This is a genomic window from Mycolicibacterium canariasense (genome assembly GCF_002101555.1).
In the GTDB taxonomy this organism is placed as follows: domain Bacteria; phylum Actinomycetota; class Actinomycetes; order Mycobacteriales; family Mycobacteriaceae; genus Mycobacterium; species Mycobacterium canariasense.
Map to the genome: position 1 here is coordinate 101,338 of NZ_LQOL01000038.1, position 17,124 is coordinate 118,461.

Annotated in this window: 15 protein-coding genes; 9 read left to right on the plus strand and 6 right to left on the minus strand. The window is 69.4% G+C overall.

Features of this window, described 5'->3' with window-relative positions:
• Positions 1 to 3 precede the first annotated feature (3 nt).
• Both AWB94_RS07970 and AWB94_RS07975 read right to left on the minus strand, forming a co-directional pair.
• Positions 4 to 324 (minus strand): ArsR/SmtB family transcription factor, encoded by a 321-nt coding sequence (locus AWB94_RS07970; RefSeq protein WP_201029629.1) that lies wholly within the window; start codon positions 322 to 324, stop codon positions 4 to 6.
• Positions 321 to 749 carry an SRPBCC family protein gene (locus tag AWB94_RS07975; protein WP_062659762.1) on the minus strand — a complete coding sequence of 143 codons (429 nt, stop codon included), beginning with the start codon at positions 747 to 749 and terminating at the stop codon, positions 321 to 323. Before AWB94_RS07975 ends, AWB94_RS07970 begins: the two co-directional genes overlap by 4 nt.
• A 126-nt stretch (positions 750 to 875) precedes the next feature.
• Here AWB94_RS07975 and AWB94_RS07980 point away from each other — a divergent pair, with 126 nt between their 5' ends.
• From AWB94_RS07980 to AWB94_RS07990, 3 genes are read left to right on the plus strand one after another with little or no spacing between them, the layout of a single operon-like run.
• Positions 876 to 1,676, plus strand: coding sequence for an FAD binding domain-containing protein (locus AWB94_RS07980; RefSeq protein WP_062659763.1), 801 nt, complete (start codon positions 876 to 878; stop codon positions 1,674 to 1,676).
• Entirely contained in the window at positions 1,673 to 4,288 is a 2,616-nt protein-coding gene (locus tag AWB94_RS07985; RefSeq protein ID WP_062659764.1) for a molybdopterin-dependent oxidoreductase, read from the plus strand. Before AWB94_RS07980 ends, AWB94_RS07985 begins: the two co-directional genes overlap by 4 nt.
• Positions 4,289 to 4,303: 15 nt before the next feature.
• Positions 4,304 to 4,831 (plus strand): restriction endonuclease, encoded by a 528-nt coding sequence (locus AWB94_RS07990; RefSeq protein ID WP_109762625.1) that lies wholly within the window; start codon positions 4,304 to 4,306, stop codon positions 4,829 to 4,831.
• On the opposite strand, the gene AWB94_RS07995 is transcribed toward AWB94_RS07990, so the two are convergent.
• Positions 4,814 to 5,962, minus strand: a complete 1,149-nt coding sequence (locus tag AWB94_RS07995; RefSeq protein ID WP_062659766.1) for a citrate/2-methylcitrate synthase — start codon at positions 5,960 to 5,962, stop codon at positions 4,814 to 4,816. The genes AWB94_RS07990 and AWB94_RS07995 overlap by 18 nt on opposite strands.
• Positions 5,963 to 6,055: 93 nt before the next feature.
• Here AWB94_RS07995 and AWB94_RS08000 point away from each other — a divergent pair, with 93 nt between their 5' ends.
• Positions 6,056 to 7,273 carry a citrate synthase gene (locus tag AWB94_RS08000; protein WP_062659767.1) on the plus strand — a complete coding sequence of 406 codons (1,218 nt, stop codon included), beginning with the start codon at positions 6,056 to 6,058 and terminating at the stop codon, positions 7,271 to 7,273.
• A gap of 17 nt (positions 7,274 to 7,290) precedes the next feature.
• Here AWB94_RS08000 and lat read toward each other — a convergent pair whose 3' ends face one another.
• On the minus strand, positions 7,291 to 8,625 hold the full coding sequence (gene lat / locus AWB94_RS08005; RefSeq protein ID WP_062659768.1) for an L-lysine 6-transaminase: 1,335 nt from the start codon (positions 8,623 to 8,625) through the stop codon (positions 7,291 to 7,293).
• A 53-nt stretch (positions 8,626 to 8,678) separates the two neighbouring features.
• Positions 8,679 to 9,137, minus strand: coding sequence for an Lrp/AsnC family transcriptional regulator (locus tag AWB94_RS08010; RefSeq protein WP_062659769.1), 459 nt, complete (start codon positions 9,135 to 9,137; stop codon positions 8,679 to 8,681).
• A gap of 30 nt (positions 9,138 to 9,167) precedes the next feature.
• Between AWB94_RS08010 and hglS the strand changes: the two genes are divergently transcribed.
• From hglS to htpG, 3 genes are all read left to right on the plus strand, one after another.
• Positions 9,168 to 10,376, plus strand: coding sequence for a 2-oxoadipate dioxygenase/decarboxylase (hglS, locus tag AWB94_RS08015; RefSeq protein ID WP_062659770.1), 1,209 nt, complete (start codon positions 9,168 to 9,170; stop codon positions 10,374 to 10,376).
• Entirely contained in the window at positions 10,373 to 11,902 is a 1,530-nt protein-coding gene (gene amaB / locus AWB94_RS08020; protein ID WP_062659771.1) for an L-piperidine-6-carboxylate dehydrogenase, read from the plus strand. Before hglS ends, amaB begins: the two co-directional genes overlap by 4 nt.
• A gap of 62 nt (positions 11,903 to 11,964) precedes the next feature.
• Entirely contained in the window at positions 11,965 to 13,905 is a 1,941-nt protein-coding gene (gene htpG / locus AWB94_RS08025) for a molecular chaperone HtpG (protein ID WP_062659772.1), read from the plus strand.
• A gap of 62 nt (positions 13,906 to 13,967) precedes the next feature.
• Here the strand turns inward: htpG and AWB94_RS08030 are convergent, their stop codons facing one another.
• Positions 13,968 to 15,299, minus strand: coding sequence for an HNH endonuclease signature motif containing protein (locus tag AWB94_RS08030; RefSeq protein ID WP_062659773.1), 1,332 nt, complete (start codon positions 15,297 to 15,299; stop codon positions 13,968 to 13,970).
• A 269-nt stretch (positions 15,300 to 15,568) separates the two neighbouring features.
• Here AWB94_RS08030 and AWB94_RS08035 point away from each other — a divergent pair, with 269 nt between their 5' ends.
• A complete protein-coding gene (locus AWB94_RS08035) occupies positions 15,569 to 16,366 on the plus strand; it encodes an SDR family oxidoreductase (RefSeq protein WP_062659774.1) in 798 nt (265 codons plus the stop codon).
• A gap of 55 nt (positions 16,367 to 16,421) precedes the next feature.
• Complete coding sequence (locus tag AWB94_RS08040; protein WP_062659775.1) at positions 16,422 to 17,072, plus strand: TetR/AcrR family transcriptional regulator; 651 nt, start codon at positions 16,422 to 16,424, stop codon at positions 17,070 to 17,072.
• Positions 17,073 to 17,124: the final 52 nt, after the last annotated feature.

Consider the following 17,124-nt stretch of genomic DNA (forward strand, 5'->3'; position numbering starts at 1 on the left):
AGGCTACGCCGGGCCGGTGCCCTCGGCGATCCGCTTGATGGCCGCCAGCCGCTGGTCCCACCGCCGGCCGATGCGGTCCAGCTCCGCGCCCAGCGCGCTGAGCCTGGCGCCCAGCGCCCGATAGCGGATCTCTCGGCCGGCCCGCACCGGTTGCACCAGCCCGGCATCGGCGAGGACGGCGAGGTGCTTGGCTATCGCCTGCCTGCTGACCGGCATCCGGGTCGCCAACGCACTGGCCGACAGGTCTTGTGCGCCGAGTTCGGTGAGGATCTGCCAGCGGGTTTCGTCGGCGAGCACCGCCAGCACTCCCGGGACCGCCGTCACGGCCGGCGCTGCACGAATTCGACGAGTTCGCCCAGTTCGGCGGTCCAGCCACCCGTGTTGTCGGCGTGTGCGGCCTGCGGATCCTGCAGTTCCTCGAAGCCGGTCTCCAGCAGGTCCAGCCGGGTGCCGCCGTCGATCTCGGTGAGTTCGAACCGCACCACCGTGGAATTGCCCGGCGCCGGATCGACATCGGCGGTATGCGCCCAGCGGTACACCAAAACCCTTGGCGCTTCGATGTGTTCGACCACCACCCGATGCTTGCCGTGGTGTTCCCAGCCGAAATAGCCGGTGCCACCCGGGACGGCGTCGAATTCGCAGGTGTCGCCGAACCATTGGGCGATCAGGTCGGCTTGGGTGAGCGCCGACCACACCCGGTCGATGGGGGCGTCGATGTCGATGCTGCGGGTGATCGAGAGGGTGTCCACGGGGTCTCCTGGGGTCCGTCCGGGCTGATGTGCAACTCCAGAGTTGCATATTGCTCGGAGAACTGCAACCCCTCGGTTGCAGAGATTGAGCATGCGATTCCGGCGCGGCTTGATTACCGTCGACGGGTGGATCTCAACGACGTCGAGGTGATCGACACCCCGCGGCACCGCGACGAGCTCTGGCCACTCGGCCCCGGCGACGCCGTGTTGGCCGGCGGCACCTGGCTGTTCTCCGAACCGCAGCCCCACCTGACCCGGTTGGTGGACCTGGCCGGCCTGCGGTGGCCGTCGGTCACCCGCACCGCCGACGGCGTCGAGCTGGCCGCCACCTGCACCGTCGCCGAGGTGTCCCGGTTGTCCGGCGAGCTCGGTGTGCCGCTGCTGCACCAGTGCTGCACGGCCCTGCTGGCCTCGTTCAAGATCTGGCACACCGCCACCGTCGGCGGCAACCTCTGCCTGGCCTTCCCGGCCGGCGCGATGATCTCGATGGTGTCGGCGCTGGCCGGCACGGTGACAGTGTGGCGTCCCGACGGCACCGAATACCGCTGTCCGATCGACGGATTCGTCACCGGTGAGTCGACCACCGTGCTGGCCGCCGGTGACGTCGTGCGGTCGGTGTTCCTGCCGGCGCACACCTTGGGCGCCCGCACCGCCTTTCGCAAGCTCGCCCCCACGCCGCTGGGCCGCTCCGCGGTGGTGGTGATCGGGCGGCTCGACGGCGACGGCCGGTTCACCCTGTCGGTCACCGCAGCGACGGTGCGGCCCTACACGTTCACCTTCGCCGCGGTACCCGGTCCGGACGCGTTGGCGGCCGCCCACGGGCAGATACCCGACGCCGCCTGGACCGACGATGCCCACGGCGACCCAGACTGGCGGCGCGCGATGACACTGGTGCTCGCCCGGCAAGTGGCGGCGGAGCTCACATGATCATCAATGACGAACCGGCGCAGGACGATCCGCGGCCCGGTCAATGCCTGCGTACCTACCTGCGCGAGCACGGCCACTTCGAGGTCAAGAAGGGCTGCGACGCGGGCGACTGCGGCGCCTGCTCGGTGCTGGTCGACGGCACCGCGGTGCACTCGTGCGTGTACCCCGCGTTCCGCGCCGTCGGACGTTCGGTGACCACGGTCGCCGGGCTGGGCACCCCCGACGACCTGCATCCGGTGCAGCGCGCCTTCGCCGACGCGGCGGGCTTCCAGTGCGGCTTCTGCACGGCCGGAATGATCACCACCGCATCGGTGCTGACCGCCGACCAACGCGCGGCGCTGCCCGAGCACCTCAAGGGAAATCTGTGCCGGTGCACCGGGTACCGCGCCATCACCGACGCGCTGGCCGGGACCGTCAACACCGGCGACGCCTCCCCCGGCGCGCCCGCCGCGCGCCGCGTGGTGACCGGCACCGAGCCGTACACCATGGACCATGCGCCGCACGGGTTGCTCCACCTCGCGGTGCTGCGCAGTCCCGTCGCCCACGCCCGGATCACGTCCATCGACACCTCGGCCGCCGAGCGGGTCGCCGGTGTGCGGCTGATCCTCACCCACCTCGACAGCCCGCCCGTACCGTTCTCCACCGCGCGGCACGAGGACCGCACCGACGATCCCGACGACACCTACGTGCTCGACCACACGGTCCGGTTCATCGGTCAGCGGGTGGCGGCCGTGGTCGCCAACAGCGTCGCCGCCGCCGAGAAGGCGTGTCGCGCCATCGCGGTCGAATATGCCGAACTGCCCGCGGTGTTCGATCCAGAGCAGGCCCGCCGACCCGGCGCGCCTGCCATCCACGGCGACAAGGACGCCTCGGCCCGTATCGCCGATCCGCAGCACAACATCGTGGCTGAAGTGCACGGCGGGGTGGGCGATATCGCCGCCGGTATCGCCGCGGCCGAGGAGGCCGGCGGCGCGGTGGTGCGCGGGCGGTGGTCCACCCAGCGCATCCAGCACAGCCACCTGGAAACCCACGGCAGCACCGGCTGGATCGACGCGGACGGCCGGGTGGTCATCCGCACCAGTTCGCAGGTGCCGTTCCTGGTCCGCGACGAGCTGTGTCACATCTTCGGGCTCGACAAGGCCCGGGTGCGGGTGTTCACCGCCCGGGTGGGTGGTGGCTTCGGTGGCAAGCAGGAGTTGCTCACCGAGGACCTCGTGGCGTTGGCGGTGCTGCGCCTGGGCCGCCCGGTGCGGTACGAGTTCAGCCGCACCGACGAGTTCATCGCCGCCCCGTGCCGGCATCCCTTCCGGGTGGCCGCGACCGCCGCGGCCGGTGCCGACGGCGTGCTCACCGCGTTGGCCATCGAGGTGCTGGCCGACGCCGGCGCCTACGGCAATCACAGCCCCGGGGTGATGTTCCACGGCTGCGGCGAATCGATGGCCGTCTACCGGTGCCCGAACAAGCGGGTGGACGCCCAGGCGGTGTACACCAACAACCTTCCGTCCGGCGCCTTCCGCGGCTACGGCCTGGGCCAGGTGATCTTCGCCGTGGAATCCGCGCTCGACGAGTTGGCGGACCGGCTCGGGATCGACCCGTTCGACCTGCGCCGGCGCAATGTCGTGGTGCCCGGTGATGCGTTCGTCGATTCGCACGTGGCCGACGACGACCTCACCTTCGGCAGCTACGGTCTCGATCAGTGTCTCGACCTGACCCAGGCCGCGCTGGCCCGGGGCAACGGTGCCGAGCCGCCCGACGGACCCCAGTGGCGCGTCGGCGAGGGGATGGCGGTGGCGATGATCGCGACGATCCCGCCGCGCGGCCATTACTCGGACGCCTCGGTCACCCTGGACGCCGACGGGACCTACACCCTCTCGGTCGGTACCGCCGAGTTCGGCAACGGCACCTCGACCGTGCATCTGCGGCTGGCGGCCGAGGCGCTCGGTGTCCCGATGAGCCGGTTGCGGCTGCGCCAGTCCGACACCGACGTCACCGCCTACGACACCGGGGCGTTCGGCTCGGCGGGCACCGTCGTCGCCGGGCTGGCGGTGCAGTCCGCCTGCCGCGAACTGCGCCAGGCGTTGGAATCCGAGGCCGCCTCCGGTTCGGTGACGCGCCCGCTGACCGGCTACGGCCGCCACGAGGGCACGCCCCGATCGGTGGCGTTCAACGTGCACGGGTTCCGGGTGGCGGTGAACGTCGAGACCGGTCAGGTGCGCATCCTGCAATCGGTGCAGGCCGCCGACGCCGGGGTGGTGATGAACCCCGAGCAGTGCCGCGGCCAGGTGGAGGGCGGCGTGGCCCAGGCCATCGGCACCGCCCTGTTCGAGGAGATCCGGGTCGACGGACGCGGCGAGGTCACCACCAAAACCCTACGCAACTACCACATTCCGCAGCTGGCCGATCTGCCCGTCACCGAGGTGTACTTCGCCGACACCTACGACAAGCTCGGGCCGCTGGGCGCCAAGTCGATGAGCGAGTCCCCGTACAACCCGGTGGCCCCGGCCCTGGCCAATGCGATCGCGCGGGCGTGCGGGGCGCGGATGTACCGGCTGCCGATGACACCGGCCCGGGTCTGGCGCGCGCTGCACGGGGATGTCGGCCCGGCGTCCTAGTATGCGGCCGTGCGTATGCGACTGCTGCTGGCGATCGGGATTGCCGTCGGTGTGGCGGCCTACATCTACGGGCAGCAGTGGCAGACCGCCCTGGCGTGCGCGGTCGCCGTACCGGCGGTCCTGCGCATCGGCCCACACTTCGTCGCCGGGCTGCGCACGCCCTCGCCCCGGGAGGACACCGTCGGCGCGATGTCGGGCACCGAGTTCGAGGATCACATCGCCCGCATCGCGCGGTCGTGCGGCGTCCCGGTGATCATGACCTCGCTGACCGGGGATTGGGGCGTCGACCTGATCGTCGGACGCCGGCCGAATCGGCTTGCCATCCAATGCAAACGCCAAGCCCGGCCGGTGGGCACCGGCGCCGTCCAGGAGGTGGTGGCCGGCGCCCCCATGCAGGACTGCACCCGCACCATGGTGGTGACCAACCACGAGTTCACCCCGGCCGCACGCAAACTCGCCGAATTGCATGGTTGCACCCTGGTCGGCGGCGCCGAGCTGCCCAGGCTGCGGTCCACCATCCGCACGCTACTCGCGCAGAGCTGACCGCACCGGCTGCGGCCCGACATAGCGAGCCCGCGGCCGGATGATCTTGCGGGACAGGGCCTGTTCCAGGATGTGCGCCGACCAGCCCACCACCCGGCTCACCGCGAACGTGGGTGTGAACATCGCGCGCGGCACCCCGCACTGTTCCATCACCACGCCGGCATAGAACTCGACATTGGCGCGCAGCTCCCGGCCGTGCCGTCGCTGCGCGAGCACCTCGGTGACGTCGCGCTCCACCCGCACGGCGCGATCGGCGAGCTCACCGCCCAGGCCGGTGGCGATCGACTTCAACAGTTCGGCGCGCGGATCCGCGGTGCGGTACACCGCATGCCCGAACCCCATGATGCGCTCGCCGCGATCGAGCGCGGCGTGCGTCCAGGCCGTGGCGTTGACCGGGTCTCCGATCGCGTCCAGGGCATCCAGCGCGCGGTCCGGCGCACCGCCGTGCAACGGGCCCGAGAAGGCACCCAGCGCGGCGCAGATCGCGGACCCGACATCGGCGCCGGTCGAGGCCACCACCCGCGCGGTGAACGTCGATGCGTTGAAGCCGTGGTCGACGGTGGCGATCAGGTACTGCTCGATGGCGCGGGCGTGTTCGGCGGCCGGCCGCCGCCCGGTCAGCAGGTAGAGCCAGTGCGCCGCGGCGGGCAGGGTGGGGTCCGGTGGCACCGGCTCCAGGCCCTGCCCGATCCGGTACAGGGCCGCCAACACCGTCGGGGTGATCGCCGCCAGCAACAGCGCGTCGCGGCGGCGGGCGTCCTCGTCGAGATCCCACACCGGTTGCAGACCGAGTGCCGTGGCCACCGCCGAGAGCACCGTGCGCAGCGCGGCCAATGGGTGTTCGGGGGCGCCGCCGAGTGCGACCATCCGCAGGATCGGAGCGACATCGGCCGGGATGGCGCGCAGCGTTGCGGTGTGCGCGGCGAACTCGGCCGCCTCGGCGCCCGAGGGCAGCCGGCCGTGCACGAACAGGAACCACACCTCCGCGAAGGTGCGGGTGGCGGCTAGCTCGACGGCCGAGTACGGCCCGTAGTGATAGAAACCTTCATCACCCCGGACATCGCCGATCGCGGTGTCCGCGGCCACGATGTTGGCCAGCCCGGGTGCGGCCTCGATGAGGGTGTCGGCCATCGTCGGTCCTCCTTCTACTCAAGCGGTACAACCACATTCGGATCAATATTGACTACAGTCAATGTTGACTCGATCAATATGAGGGATGCTGCCATGGCACCACAACGGCGACATACGCGGCGCTGGCCTGCCGCGATCGACCACGACGGGCACGATTACCTGAGCACCGCACAGGTGGCCAAGGTGCTCGGGATCAAGCGCGAGTCGGTGTATGCCTACGTCAGCCGCGGACGCTTGCACAGCGTGCGCATCGCCGGGGTACGGGGCAGCGTGTTCGCCGTCGCCGAGGTCGAAGCGCTGGCCGGTGCCGGCGTGCGGGCCCGCCCGCCGGCCGGGGTGGTGGAGCGGATACGCACCCAGCTCACCTCGCTGTCCGGCGATGAGCTGTGCTATCGCGGCGTCCCGGCCCGCGAGTTGGTGGACCGGGATTTCCTCGACGTAGCGCGGTTGTTGTGGGGCCACGAGGTACCGGCGCAGCAGTCGCCGCTGGACGAGGGCGCGACCGCCCACCTGCGGGCGGCCCTACCGCATACCGCGGGGTTGCTGGACGTGGTCCGCATCGCGGTGGACCTGGCCGGCGCGTCGGACCCGCTGCGTCATCAGCGCACCGGTTCGGTGGTGGCCACCAAAGGGATGCAGATCCTGGAAGCGGTGTCGTCGGCACTGCCCACCGTGCGCGGCGACATCACGACGGGGTCGTATGCAAAACGCTTGTGGCCCAAGCTCTCGCCGCTGTCCCCCACCCGCGACAGGGTGGGCGTGCTCAACGCCGCCCTGGTGTTGCTGGCCGACCACGACCTGGCGGCCAGCACCGTCGCCGCCCGTGTCGCCGCCAGCGCACGGGCGGGCGTGTATTCGGTGGTCGCCGCGGGGCTGGCTGCCCTCGACGGTCCCATGCACGGCGGTGCGGCCACCGCCGCATACCGTTATCTTCATGCGGCCCTTGCCGATCCGGTCGCCGCGGTGGCGTCGAGCCTGCGCTCCGGGGAGCGCATTCCGGGCACCGGACATCGCATCTACCGCGAACATGATCCGCGCGCACTGGATCTGCTGGATCTGCTGGCGCGCGCGGGTGGCGGCACCCGCGTTCGCACCGCCGTCGAAACCATCGCTTCGGCAGGCGATTTCGTCAACTCCGATCTGGCGCTGGCGGCCATGGCGCTCCAGTTCCGGATGCCCGCCGACGCGCCGGAGGCCGTTTTCGGCATCGCCAGGATCGTCGGCTGGGTGGCGCATGCGCTGGAAGAGTACGACGAACCGATGCTGCGGTTCCGCCCCGAGGGGGTGTACGTGGGTAAGCGCTCGAACTAGACCGAATCTAGATCGAACTAGGTCGCACGCAGCGCGTCCCGCAGGGCGGCTCGTACCGCGTCGATGGCCGCGTCCAGTTCGGCCGGCGTCACCGTCAGAGCCGGCCGGAACCGCACCGAATCCACCCCGCTGGGCAGCATGATGACACCCCGGTCCCACAAGGTGCGCACCAGTTCGTCACGGCGCGCGGCCGTGGGCATGCTGAACGCACACATCAGGCCCCGGCCCCGCGGATCGAGCACCAGGTCCGGGAATTCGCCTGCCAATGACCGCAATCGGTCCAACAGGTACTCACCGAGCACGCGGGCGTTGTCGATCAGGCCGTCGGCCTCGATCACTTCGAGGATGCGCCGGGACCGCACCATGTCGGTGAGGTTGCCACCCCAGGTGGAGTTGATCCGCGAGCTGACGGCGAACACGTTGTCCGGCACCTCGGCGACACGACCGCCTGCCATCACCCCGCACACCTGGGTCTTCTTGCCGAACGCCACCACGTCGGGGCGTACCCCCAACTGCTGGTAAGCCCACGCGGTACCGGTCATCCCGCACCCGGTCTGCACCTCGTCGAAAATCAGCAACGCATCGAACTCGTCGCACAGGTCCCGCATCGCTGCGAAGAACTCGGGGCGCATATGCCGGTCCCCGCCCTCGCCCTGGATCGGCTCGGCGATGAAACAGGCGATGTCGTCGGGGTAGCGCTCGAACGCCGCACGCGCCTGCCGCAGCGATTCCGCTTCCAGCGCAGCGGGATCCGTGCCCGGACGCACGTACGGTGCGTCGATCCGCGGCCAGTCGAACTTCGGGAACCGGGCCACCTTGGTGGGATCGGTGTTGGTCAGCGACATGGTGTATCCGCTGCGACCGTGGAAGGCGCCGCGCAGATGCAGTACGCGGGTGCCCGGGGCGGTACGCCCCAGCACCTCGTTGTGCCGGCTCTTCCAGTCGAACGCCACCTTCAGCGCATTCTCCACCGCCAACGCTCCCCCGTCGATGAAGAACAGGTGCGGCAACGCGGGGTCGCCGAGCACCCGGGCGAAGGTGTCGACGAACCGGGCCATGGGCACGCTGTAGATGTCGGAGTTGCTCGGCTTGTTCACCGCGACGGCGCCCAGTTCGGCGCGGGCCTCGGGACTGGTCAGCGCGGGATGGTTCATGCCGAGCGCCGACGACGCGAAAAACGTGAACATGTCCAGGTACCGCGCACCGCTGCGGGCGTCGACGAGGTAGGAACCACGCGACCGCTCGGTGTCGAGGACGAAGTCGAACCCGTCGGCCAAGATGCTGCGGCTCAGGACGGCGGGCACCTCGGCGGCAGATACGGTCACGTCACGGTCGGGCAGGACAGCAGTCATACCCGCGATACTAACGCAATATTTACGGTTTGACGTATCGACAACAGGAATATCTACGGTAGGTATTCGCGACCTTCGTAAAAAGTCTGTAAGATGACCGTGCTGCGTGTGCGTACGTTGGCGGCCGTCCGGATCTGTTGCAGCAGGTCTTCCAGACCCCGCGGCGACCCCACCCGCACGAGCAGGATGTAGCTCTCCTCGCCCGCGACCGAGTGGCAGGACACCACCTCGGGTATGTGTTCCAGGCGGGCGGGCGCATCATCGGGTTGAGACGGATCAAGAGGGGTGATGGCCACGAACGCCGACAGCATGTTGCCGACCGCTTCGGGGTCGATGCGCGCCGCGTACCCGGTGACCACGCCACGCGATTCCAGCCGCCGCACGCGGGCCTGCACGGCGGACACCGACAAGCCCGCCGTCGTGGCCAGATGCGCCAGGGTGGCCCGGCCGTCGACGAGGAGTTCGCGCACCAGCGCCCGGTCGATATCGTCGAGATGGTCGGCATCGGACATGGCCGGACCCTATCGCAGGGGCGCACGCCGATGATCCGTCCTGCACAGCTGCGCGCCGCCTTTGCCGCGGCGCTGTCGGCCATGTACGGCACCGAGGTGCCCGCCTACACCACACTGGTGCAGGTCAGCACCGAGGTCAACCGGGACTGCGCCGGTGCTGCGGACAGCAACCGGCTCGGTTCGCTGCAACGCGTCACCGCCGAGCGGCACGGCGCCATCCGCGTCGGCAATGCCGCCGAGATGGCCGATGTCGCGGACCTTTTCGCCGCCTTCGGTATGTACCCGGTCGGCTTCTACGATCTGCGCGACGCCGCCTCGCCGGTGCCGGTGATCTCCACCGCGTTCCGCCCGATCGAGGCACAAGAGCTGGAGCTCAACCCGTTCCGGGTGTTCACCTCGATGCTGGCCACCGCGGATGCCCGGTTCTTCGACGCCGATCTGCGGGCCAGGGTGGACCGGTTCGTGGCGCAGCGCCGGCTGTTCGACCCGGCCTTGATCGCCGACGCGCGCCGCATCGCCGACGCCGGTGGGGCCCGCGCGGACGAGGCGGACGATTTCGTGGCCCGCGCCACCGCCGCCTTCGCGCTGTCCCGCTCGCCCATCGACAAAGTGTGGTACGACGAGCTGAGCGCGGTGTCGGCGGTGGCCGCCGATATCGCCGGTGTCGACACCACCCATATCAATCACCTGACACCGCGGGTCCTGGACATCGATGAGCTCTACCGGCGGATGACGGCGCGCGGGATCACGATGATCGACGCCATCCAGGGGCCGCCCCGCACCGACGGCCCCGCGGTGTTGCTGCGGCAGACGTCTTTTCGCGCACTGGCCGAGCCGCGCCGGTTCCGCGGTGCCGACGGTGCCGAATTCGACGGCGCGCTGCGGGTGCGCTTCGGCGAGGTCGAGGCGCGCGGAGTGGCGCTCACCCCGCTCGGGCGGCAGCGATACGACGCGGCCATGGCCGACCCGGCGCGCTGGAGCGACTACTTCCCCGGCACCGACGCCGAGATGGCCGCCGCCGGTCTCGCCTACTACGTCGGCGGAGACCCGGCCAAACCCGTTGTCTACGAGGACTTCCTGCCCGCATCGGCGGCGGGCATCTTCCGGTCCAACCTGGATCGCGACGCCAGTGTCGTCGAAACATCCGACACGTCCCACTACAGCCTCGACTGGCTGGCCGGCGCGATCGGCCACCACATCCACGATCCTTACGATCTCTACCAGAAGGCGGCATCATGACCACCATGCAATCCACCCTGCCCACCGCCGGGGAGCTGCGTGACCGGGTACGCCTGGCACTGCAGGCCATCGGCGCCGACCTCACCGAAGCACCGGCCGGCCTGCCTGCCAGCACCCCCATCACCGGCGACGTGTTGTTCACCGTCGCCGAGACCTCGGTCGCCGACGCCGGAGCCGCCATCGCCGAAGCCGCCGAGGCCTTCACCGCCTGGCGCACCACCCCGGCCCCGGTGCGCGGTCAGGTGGTGGCGCGGCTCGGCGAACTGCTCGTCGAGCACAAGGCCGATCTGGCCACCCTGGTCACCGTCGAGGCCGGCAAGATCACCTCCGAGGCCCTCGGCGAGGTGCAGGAGATGATCGACATCTGCCAGTTCGCGGTCGGGTTGTCCCGGCAGCTGTACGGCAAGACCATCGCCTCCGAACGCCCCGGGCACCGGCTGATGGAGACCTGGCATCCGCTCGGGGTGGTCGGCGTGATCACCGCCTTCAACTTTCCGGTGGCGGTGTGGGCGTGGAACACCGCCGTCGCGCTGGTGTGCGGTGACACGGTGGTGTGGAAACCGTCCGAACTCACCCCGCTGACGGCGCTGGCATGTCAGGCGCTGGTCGAGCGCGCCGCGGTCGAGGTCGGCGCACCGCGGCAGATCTGCCGATTGATCCAGGGCGGCAGGGAGATCGGTGAGCTGCTGGTCGACGATCCGCGGGTCGCGCTGGTGAGCGCCACCGGTTCGGTGCGGATGGGTCGCGAGGTCGGCCCCCGGGTCGCGCAGCGGTTCGGCAAGGTGCTGCTGGAGCTCGGTGGCAACAACGCCGCGATCGTCACCCCGTCGGCCGATCTCGATCTGGCGTTGCGCGGCATCGTGTTCTCCGCTGCGGGCACCGCCGGGCAGCGCTGCACCACCCTGCGCCGGGTCATCGCGCACCGGTCGATCGCCGACGAGTTGATCGACCGGATCACCGCGGCCTACCGCAGCCTTCCGGTGGGTAACCCGGCCGCCGACGGCACCCTGGTCGGCCCGCTGGTGCACGAGCGCGCCTACCGCGACATGGTGGGTGCGCTGGAACAGGCCCGCGCCGACGGTGGCGAGGTGATCGGCGGAGAGCGCGTCGATCTCGGGGAGAGCTCGTACTACGCGCGACCGGCGGTGGTGCGGATGCCCGCCCAGACCGCGGTGGTGCACGACGAGACCTTCGCCCCCATCCTCTACGTGTTGACCTACGACACCCTCGACGAGGCGATCGAACTCAACAACGCGGTGCCGCAGGGCCTTTCCTCGGCGATCTTCACCACCGACATCCGCGAGGCGGAACGGTTCATGGCGGCCGACGGCTCGGACTGCGGGATCGCCAACGTCAACATCGGCACCTCGGGCGCCGAGATCGGCGGCGCGTTCGGCGGCGAGAAGCAGACCGGGGGCGGTCGCGAGTCGGGTTCGGATTCGTGGAAGGCCTATATGCGCCGGGCCACCAACACCGTCAACTACTCATCCGAGCTGCCGCTCGCCCAGGGGGTCCAGTTCGGCTGAGCTCCGCTGGGCCGAACCCCCGGGTCATTGCGCCCCGGACCACCAGACATAAAATCCGCGGTGTGAGCGAGCAGGTCGAACACAGGGAATTCCAGGCCGAGGCACGTCAGCTTCTGCAACTGATGGTGCACTCCATCTACTCCAACAAGGACTCGTTCCTGCGGGAGTTGATCTCCAACGCCTCCGACGCGCTGGACAAGCTGCGACTGGCGGCCTACCAGGACAAGGATCTGGACGTCGACACGTCGGATCTGCACATCGACATCGAGGTCGGGACGAGCGAAGCGACCGCAGAGGGCGCGGATCGCAGCGCGCGGACGCTGACCATCCGCGACAACGGTATCGGCATGTCCCGCGACGAGGTGGTCGACCTGATCGGCACGCTGGCCAAGTCCGGCACCGGTGAGCTGCGCCGCAAGCTGAGCGAGGCCCAGCAGGCCGGTGACGCGACCGACCTCATCGGTCAGTTCGGCATCGGGTTCTACTCGACGTTCATGGTGGCCGACTCCGTCGTCCTGCTGACCAGAAAAGCCGGCGAAACCACCGCCACCCGTTGGGAGTCCAGCGGCGACGGCACATACACCATCGCCGCCGTCGACGACGCCCCGCAGGGCACGTCGGTTACCTTGCATCTCAAGCCCGAGGACGCCGACGACGAGCTGCACGATTACACGGCGCCGTGGAAGATCCGACAGCTGGTCAAGAAGTACTCCGACTTCATCTCCTGGCCGATCCGGATGGAGGTCGAGAAGACGGTCCCCGCCACCGAGGACGGCGCCGAGCCGACCGTCACGGTCGAGACCGAGACGATCAACTCCCGCACCGCGTTGTGGGCCAAGCCCAAGAGCGAGGTCTCCGACGAGGAGTACCAAGAGTTCTACCGGCACATCGCACACGCCTGGGATGAGCCGCTCGAGGTCATCACGATGAAGGCCGAGGGCACCTTCGAATACCAAGCGCTACTGTTCATCCCCTCGCAGGCGCCGTTCGATCTGTTCAACCGCGACGGGCGCACCGGTGTGCAGCTCTATGTCAAACGCGTCTTCATCATGGGTGACTGCGACGAGCTGATGCCCGAATACCTGAGGTTCGTCAAGGGTGTCGTCGACGCGCAGGACATGTCGCTCAACGTATCCCGCGAGATCCTGCAGCAGGACCGCCAGATCAAGGTGATCCGGCGCAGCCTCACCAAGAAGGTGCTGGCGGCGATCAAGGACCTGCAGACCAACCGTCCCGACGATTACGCGACCTTCTGGACGCAGTTCGGCCGGGCCTTCAAGGAGGGTCTGCTCTCCGATACCGACAACCGCGACACTGTGCTGGCGTTGTCGTCGTTCGCCTCGACGTTCTCCGAGGATGTTCCGACCACCCTGGCCGACTACGTCGGGCGGATGAAGGAAGACCAGGAGCAGATCTTCTACGCGACCGGCGAATCGCGCCAACTGCTGGAGCACTCACCGCATCTGGAGGCGTTCAAGGCCAAGGGCTACGAGGTGCTGCTGCTCACCGACCCGGTCGACGAGGTATGGGTCGAAACGGTCCCCGAATTCGAGGGCAAGAAGCTGCAGTCGGTGGCCAAGGGCGAAGTCGATCTGGGCGCCAAGGACGGCTCGGATGCGGACTCGGAGCACCCGGACTTCGCGGATCTGCTGACGTGGCTGCAACAGACGCTCGACGAGCACGTCAAGGAGGTGCGACTGTCGACGCGGCTGACATCGTCGCCCGCCTGCCTGATCACCGACACCTTCGGCATCACGCCGCAGTTGGTGCGCATGTACCGTGCGTCCGGACAGGACGTGCCCGTCGGCAAGCGCATCTTGGAGCTCAACCCCGATCATCCACTGGTCACCGGAATGCGCCAGGCTCTCGCAGACTCCGCCGAGGGGCTCGGCGATGCCGCCGAGTTGCTCTACGGCACAGCGCTTCTCGCCGAGGGTGGCTCGCTCGACGATCCGGCCCGCTTCGCGAGTATCCTCGCCGACCGGCTGGCCAAGACCTTCTAGCCGTCCGCCGCGGGCGACCGCCGCGGGATCACTGTGGAGTTGTCAAGGTGCGTCCGACGCGGTTATGCGGCGGCCGGCAAGTGGGTCATGGTTCGCCGGGCGTGCGAGCGCAGATGCGGCGGTTCGGGACCCGCCGGATCACGGGGCGGGATGAACCAAGGGTGACGGTCCGCGCCCAGGTACACCTGCCAGTCGCTGTGGTGGATCACGGTGTGGTGCCGACGACAGAACAGCACGCCGTTGTCGAGGCTGGTGATCCCGCCGAGCACCCACGGCGTGATGTGGTGGGCGTCGCACCACGACACCGGCCTTCCGCAGCCGGGGAACGCGCAACCACCATCGCGAACGGCCAGCCCTTTGCGAAGCGCGGGAGTGAACAGCCGTTCACTGCGCCCCACGTCCAGCGGCACACCGGCGCCGTCGATGGTCACCGAGGTCCGGGTGCAGTCGCAGGAAATCAGCTCGGCGGTCACGGGGCTGACCGGGCCACCGAATCCGAGGTCGTCCACCCGATCACCCCGCGACGCCGCCGGTTGCGAGGGGGCGGAACGGATCAGGGTGACGTGCGGCAGTACGCCACCGGACATCGGGCGCGCCGAGTGCGACAGGTAGGTGCGCAGCAGCTGCCCGAATGCGTCGGCGCGCCGCCGATCCGCCGGGCGGGGATCCGGGGATCCGTCCGGCAGCGGCACCGGCCGGCACAGCGGATCCAGCGCGGCGCACAGTTCCTCGCCCGTGAGGATGTCGAGGTCGAGTGTGGCGCTCAATCGGCCGTCGTCGTTGTGCGCCAACGTCATCTCGTTGAGGTCGGCGTTCTCAGCGACCGGTACCGTGCCCTGCTCGGCGGGAAGCGCCGCGGCGCGATCGATGGCGATGGCACGGGCCTTCTTCGCCACGTCTGCGGGGGTGGCCTGAACCATCAGCTTCCGCACAACCCCCGCACGATCCTCCTCCGACAGCGGGGTCCGCTTGTCGATGTGGACGATCCCGCGCCCCACGGCGTCGGCGAACTCGATACCGATCCCGCCGAGGCGCTGGGCCGCGGTGAGGGCGGGCAGGGCGTGCGCTGCGCGGCCGACCCGTCCGGCGCGTTGTGCTGCTGCAGGGGCCATGCCGAGGGCGGTCAGCAGATCAGTCGCCGAACGCAGGTGCCGTCGCGCCGGGATTCCGAGCCGCTCGGCCGCTGCGGTAGCGGACGAGATGACATGGTCGAGCAGGTTCCGGGCGGCGACCGCTGCCGCCAACACCGTCAGTAGCGGTTCGTCATCAACCACCCGCCGGGGACGGTGCAATAGATGGAACAACGTGCGCTGAGCCTCGTCGTCCGGGGTGGGGGTCATCGCGAGATCGTTGATCAACGCATCCACAAAAGTGTCGACATCGGCAGCGTCCATGCCGGGAGCCTTTCGAATACCTATAGACAGGAATACATTTCAGGCATCAGCTAGGCACATTGGTTCGAACAGTCCTCGAGAAGGACCGTCGCACCCTCGGCGACCGTCAGTCGCGGCAAAGCCCGTGAGTGTCGACCACGGGCGACCATTTTTCGAACGTATGTTCCACCATACTCCTGTCGGGGATCGGGCGCAAGGGCGCTGCCGCACGCCTGTCCGGCTCAGAACCGGGTGCACCTGAACACCCGTTCGTACGGTAGACAGATCCCATGCGGATCGAGGGCAGCGTTGCCGTCATCACCGGAGCGGGCTCGGGTATCGGACGGGCGCTGGCCCAGGCGTTCGCCGGGGCCGGGGCATCGGTGGTGGCCGGCGATCTCGACGGTGAGGCCGCCACCGCGACCGCCGACGGGATCGGTGACCGGGCCGTCGGCCTGCATGCCGACGCCGCGTCGGTCGAGGGCATCGCCGCGCTGATCGACAGCGCGCGGGCGTCCTTCGGGCCCGTCGACATCTACGTCGCCAACGCCGGTGTGATCGGCGCGCCCGGACTGGGCGGCGAAACCGACTGGGACCGCATCCTGGCGGTGAACCTGCGCGCACACATCCGCGCTGCCGATGCTCTGGTCCCCGGGTGGTTACGGCGCGGCCGTGGGCATTTCGTCAGCATCGCCTCGGCCGCCGGGCTACTCACCCAGGTCGGTGCGGCCGGGTACGCCGTCACCAAACACGCCGCCGTCGGGTTCGCCGAATGGTTGGCCATCACCTACGGCGACAACGGGATCGGTGTCACCTGCGTATGCCCGATGGGCGTCGCCACGCCCCTGCTCGACGACATCACGGACTCGGCCGATGCGGCCACCCGGGTTGCCGGTGCCGCGGTCACCACCGCCGGTGAGGTGCTCACCGCCGAGCAGGTGGCCGCCGCGACGCTGTCCGGGGTGCGCGACGACCGGTTCCTGGTGCTGCCGCACCCGGCGGTGCTGGACATGTACCGGGGCAAGGGCACCGACTATGAGCGCTGGATCGCCGGAATGCGCCGGTATCAGCGCTCGCTGGGCGGGTGAGGCGCGGGCGCGCGTCACCCTGCGCTGTTGGACACGTGCCCATTACCATTCCCGCATGGGTGCCTCACGGCGACGCCTGTCCCCCGACGACCGGCGGACCGAGCTGCTGACTCTCGGCGCCGAGGTGTTCGGACAGCGGCCCTACGACGAGGTCCGCGTCGACGAGATCGCCGAACGGGCCGGGATCTCCCGCGCGCTGATGTACCACTACTTCCCGGACAAACGCGCCTTCTTCGCCGCGGTGGTCCGCAATGAAAGCGAGCGCCTGTTCGAGGCCACCAACAACGCGCCCGAACCCGGACAGAGCCTGTTCGACCAGCTGCGCGCCGGAGTGCTGGCCTACCTGCGTTACGACGAGGAGCATCCGCACGGCGCCTGGGCGGCGTACATGGGCATGGGCCGGTCCGACCCGGTGCTGCGCGGCATCGACGAACTGGACAACGACCGGCAGGCCGACCGCATCATCACCGCGATCACCGGCGCGGCCGGCGACGCACCCACCCCCGAACTGGCCCGCGATCTGCGCGTCACGGTCTACGGCTGGCTGGCGTTCACCTTCGAGTTCTGCCGCCAGCGCGTGCTCGACCCGACGCTGGGCGGCGAGTTCGTCGCCGACACGTGCGCGCACGCCCTGCTCGACGCCATCGGCCGGGTGCCCGGCATCCCCGCCGCGCTGGCCGCCGCCGTGGCACCGGCAGCCCGCTGACAAGCGAGTTCGCTGCGGAATCGCCGACTTGTCGGACCCACCCGGCACTATG

Coding starts and splice junctions, on each gene's coding strand:
- AWB94_RS07995 (WP_062659766.1), bottom strand. CDS start 5,962: ATGGCCGACACCCTCATCGAGGCCGCACCCGGGCTGGCCAACATCGTG.
- AWB94_RS07985 (WP_062659764.1), top strand. CDS start 1,673: ATGATCATCAATGACGAACCGGCGCAGGACGATCCGCGGCCCGGTCAA.
- AWB94_RS08030 (WP_062659773.1), bottom strand. CDS start 15,299: ATGGACGCTGCCGATGTCGACACTTTTGTGGATGCGTTGATCAACGAT.
- AWB94_RS08035 (WP_062659774.1), top strand. CDS start 15,569: ATGCGGATCGAGGGCAGCGTTGCCGTCATCACCGGAGCGGGCTCGGGT.
- amaB (WP_062659771.1), top strand. CDS start 10,373: ATGACCACCATGCAATCCACCCTGCCCACCGCCGGGGAGCTGCGTGAC.
- lat (WP_062659768.1), bottom strand. CDS start 8,625: ATGACTGCTGTCCTGCCCGACCGTGACGTGACCGTATCTGCCGCCGAG.
- AWB94_RS08040 (WP_062659775.1), top strand. CDS start 16,422: ATGGGTGCCTCACGGCGACGCCTGTCCCCCGACGACCGGCGGACCGAG.
- AWB94_RS07990 (WP_109762625.1), top strand. CDS start 4,304: ATGCGACTGCTGCTGGCGATCGGGATTGCCGTCGGTGTGGCGGCCTAC.
- AWB94_RS08010 (WP_062659769.1), bottom strand. CDS start 9,137: ATGTCCGATGCCGACCATCTCGACGATATCGACCGGGCGCTGGTGCGC.
- AWB94_RS08000 (WP_062659767.1), top strand. CDS start 6,056: ATGGCACCACAACGGCGACATACGCGGCGCTGGCCTGCCGCGATCGAC.
- hglS (WP_062659770.1), top strand. CDS start 9,168: ATGATCCGTCCTGCACAGCTGCGCGCCGCCTTTGCCGCGGCGCTGTCG.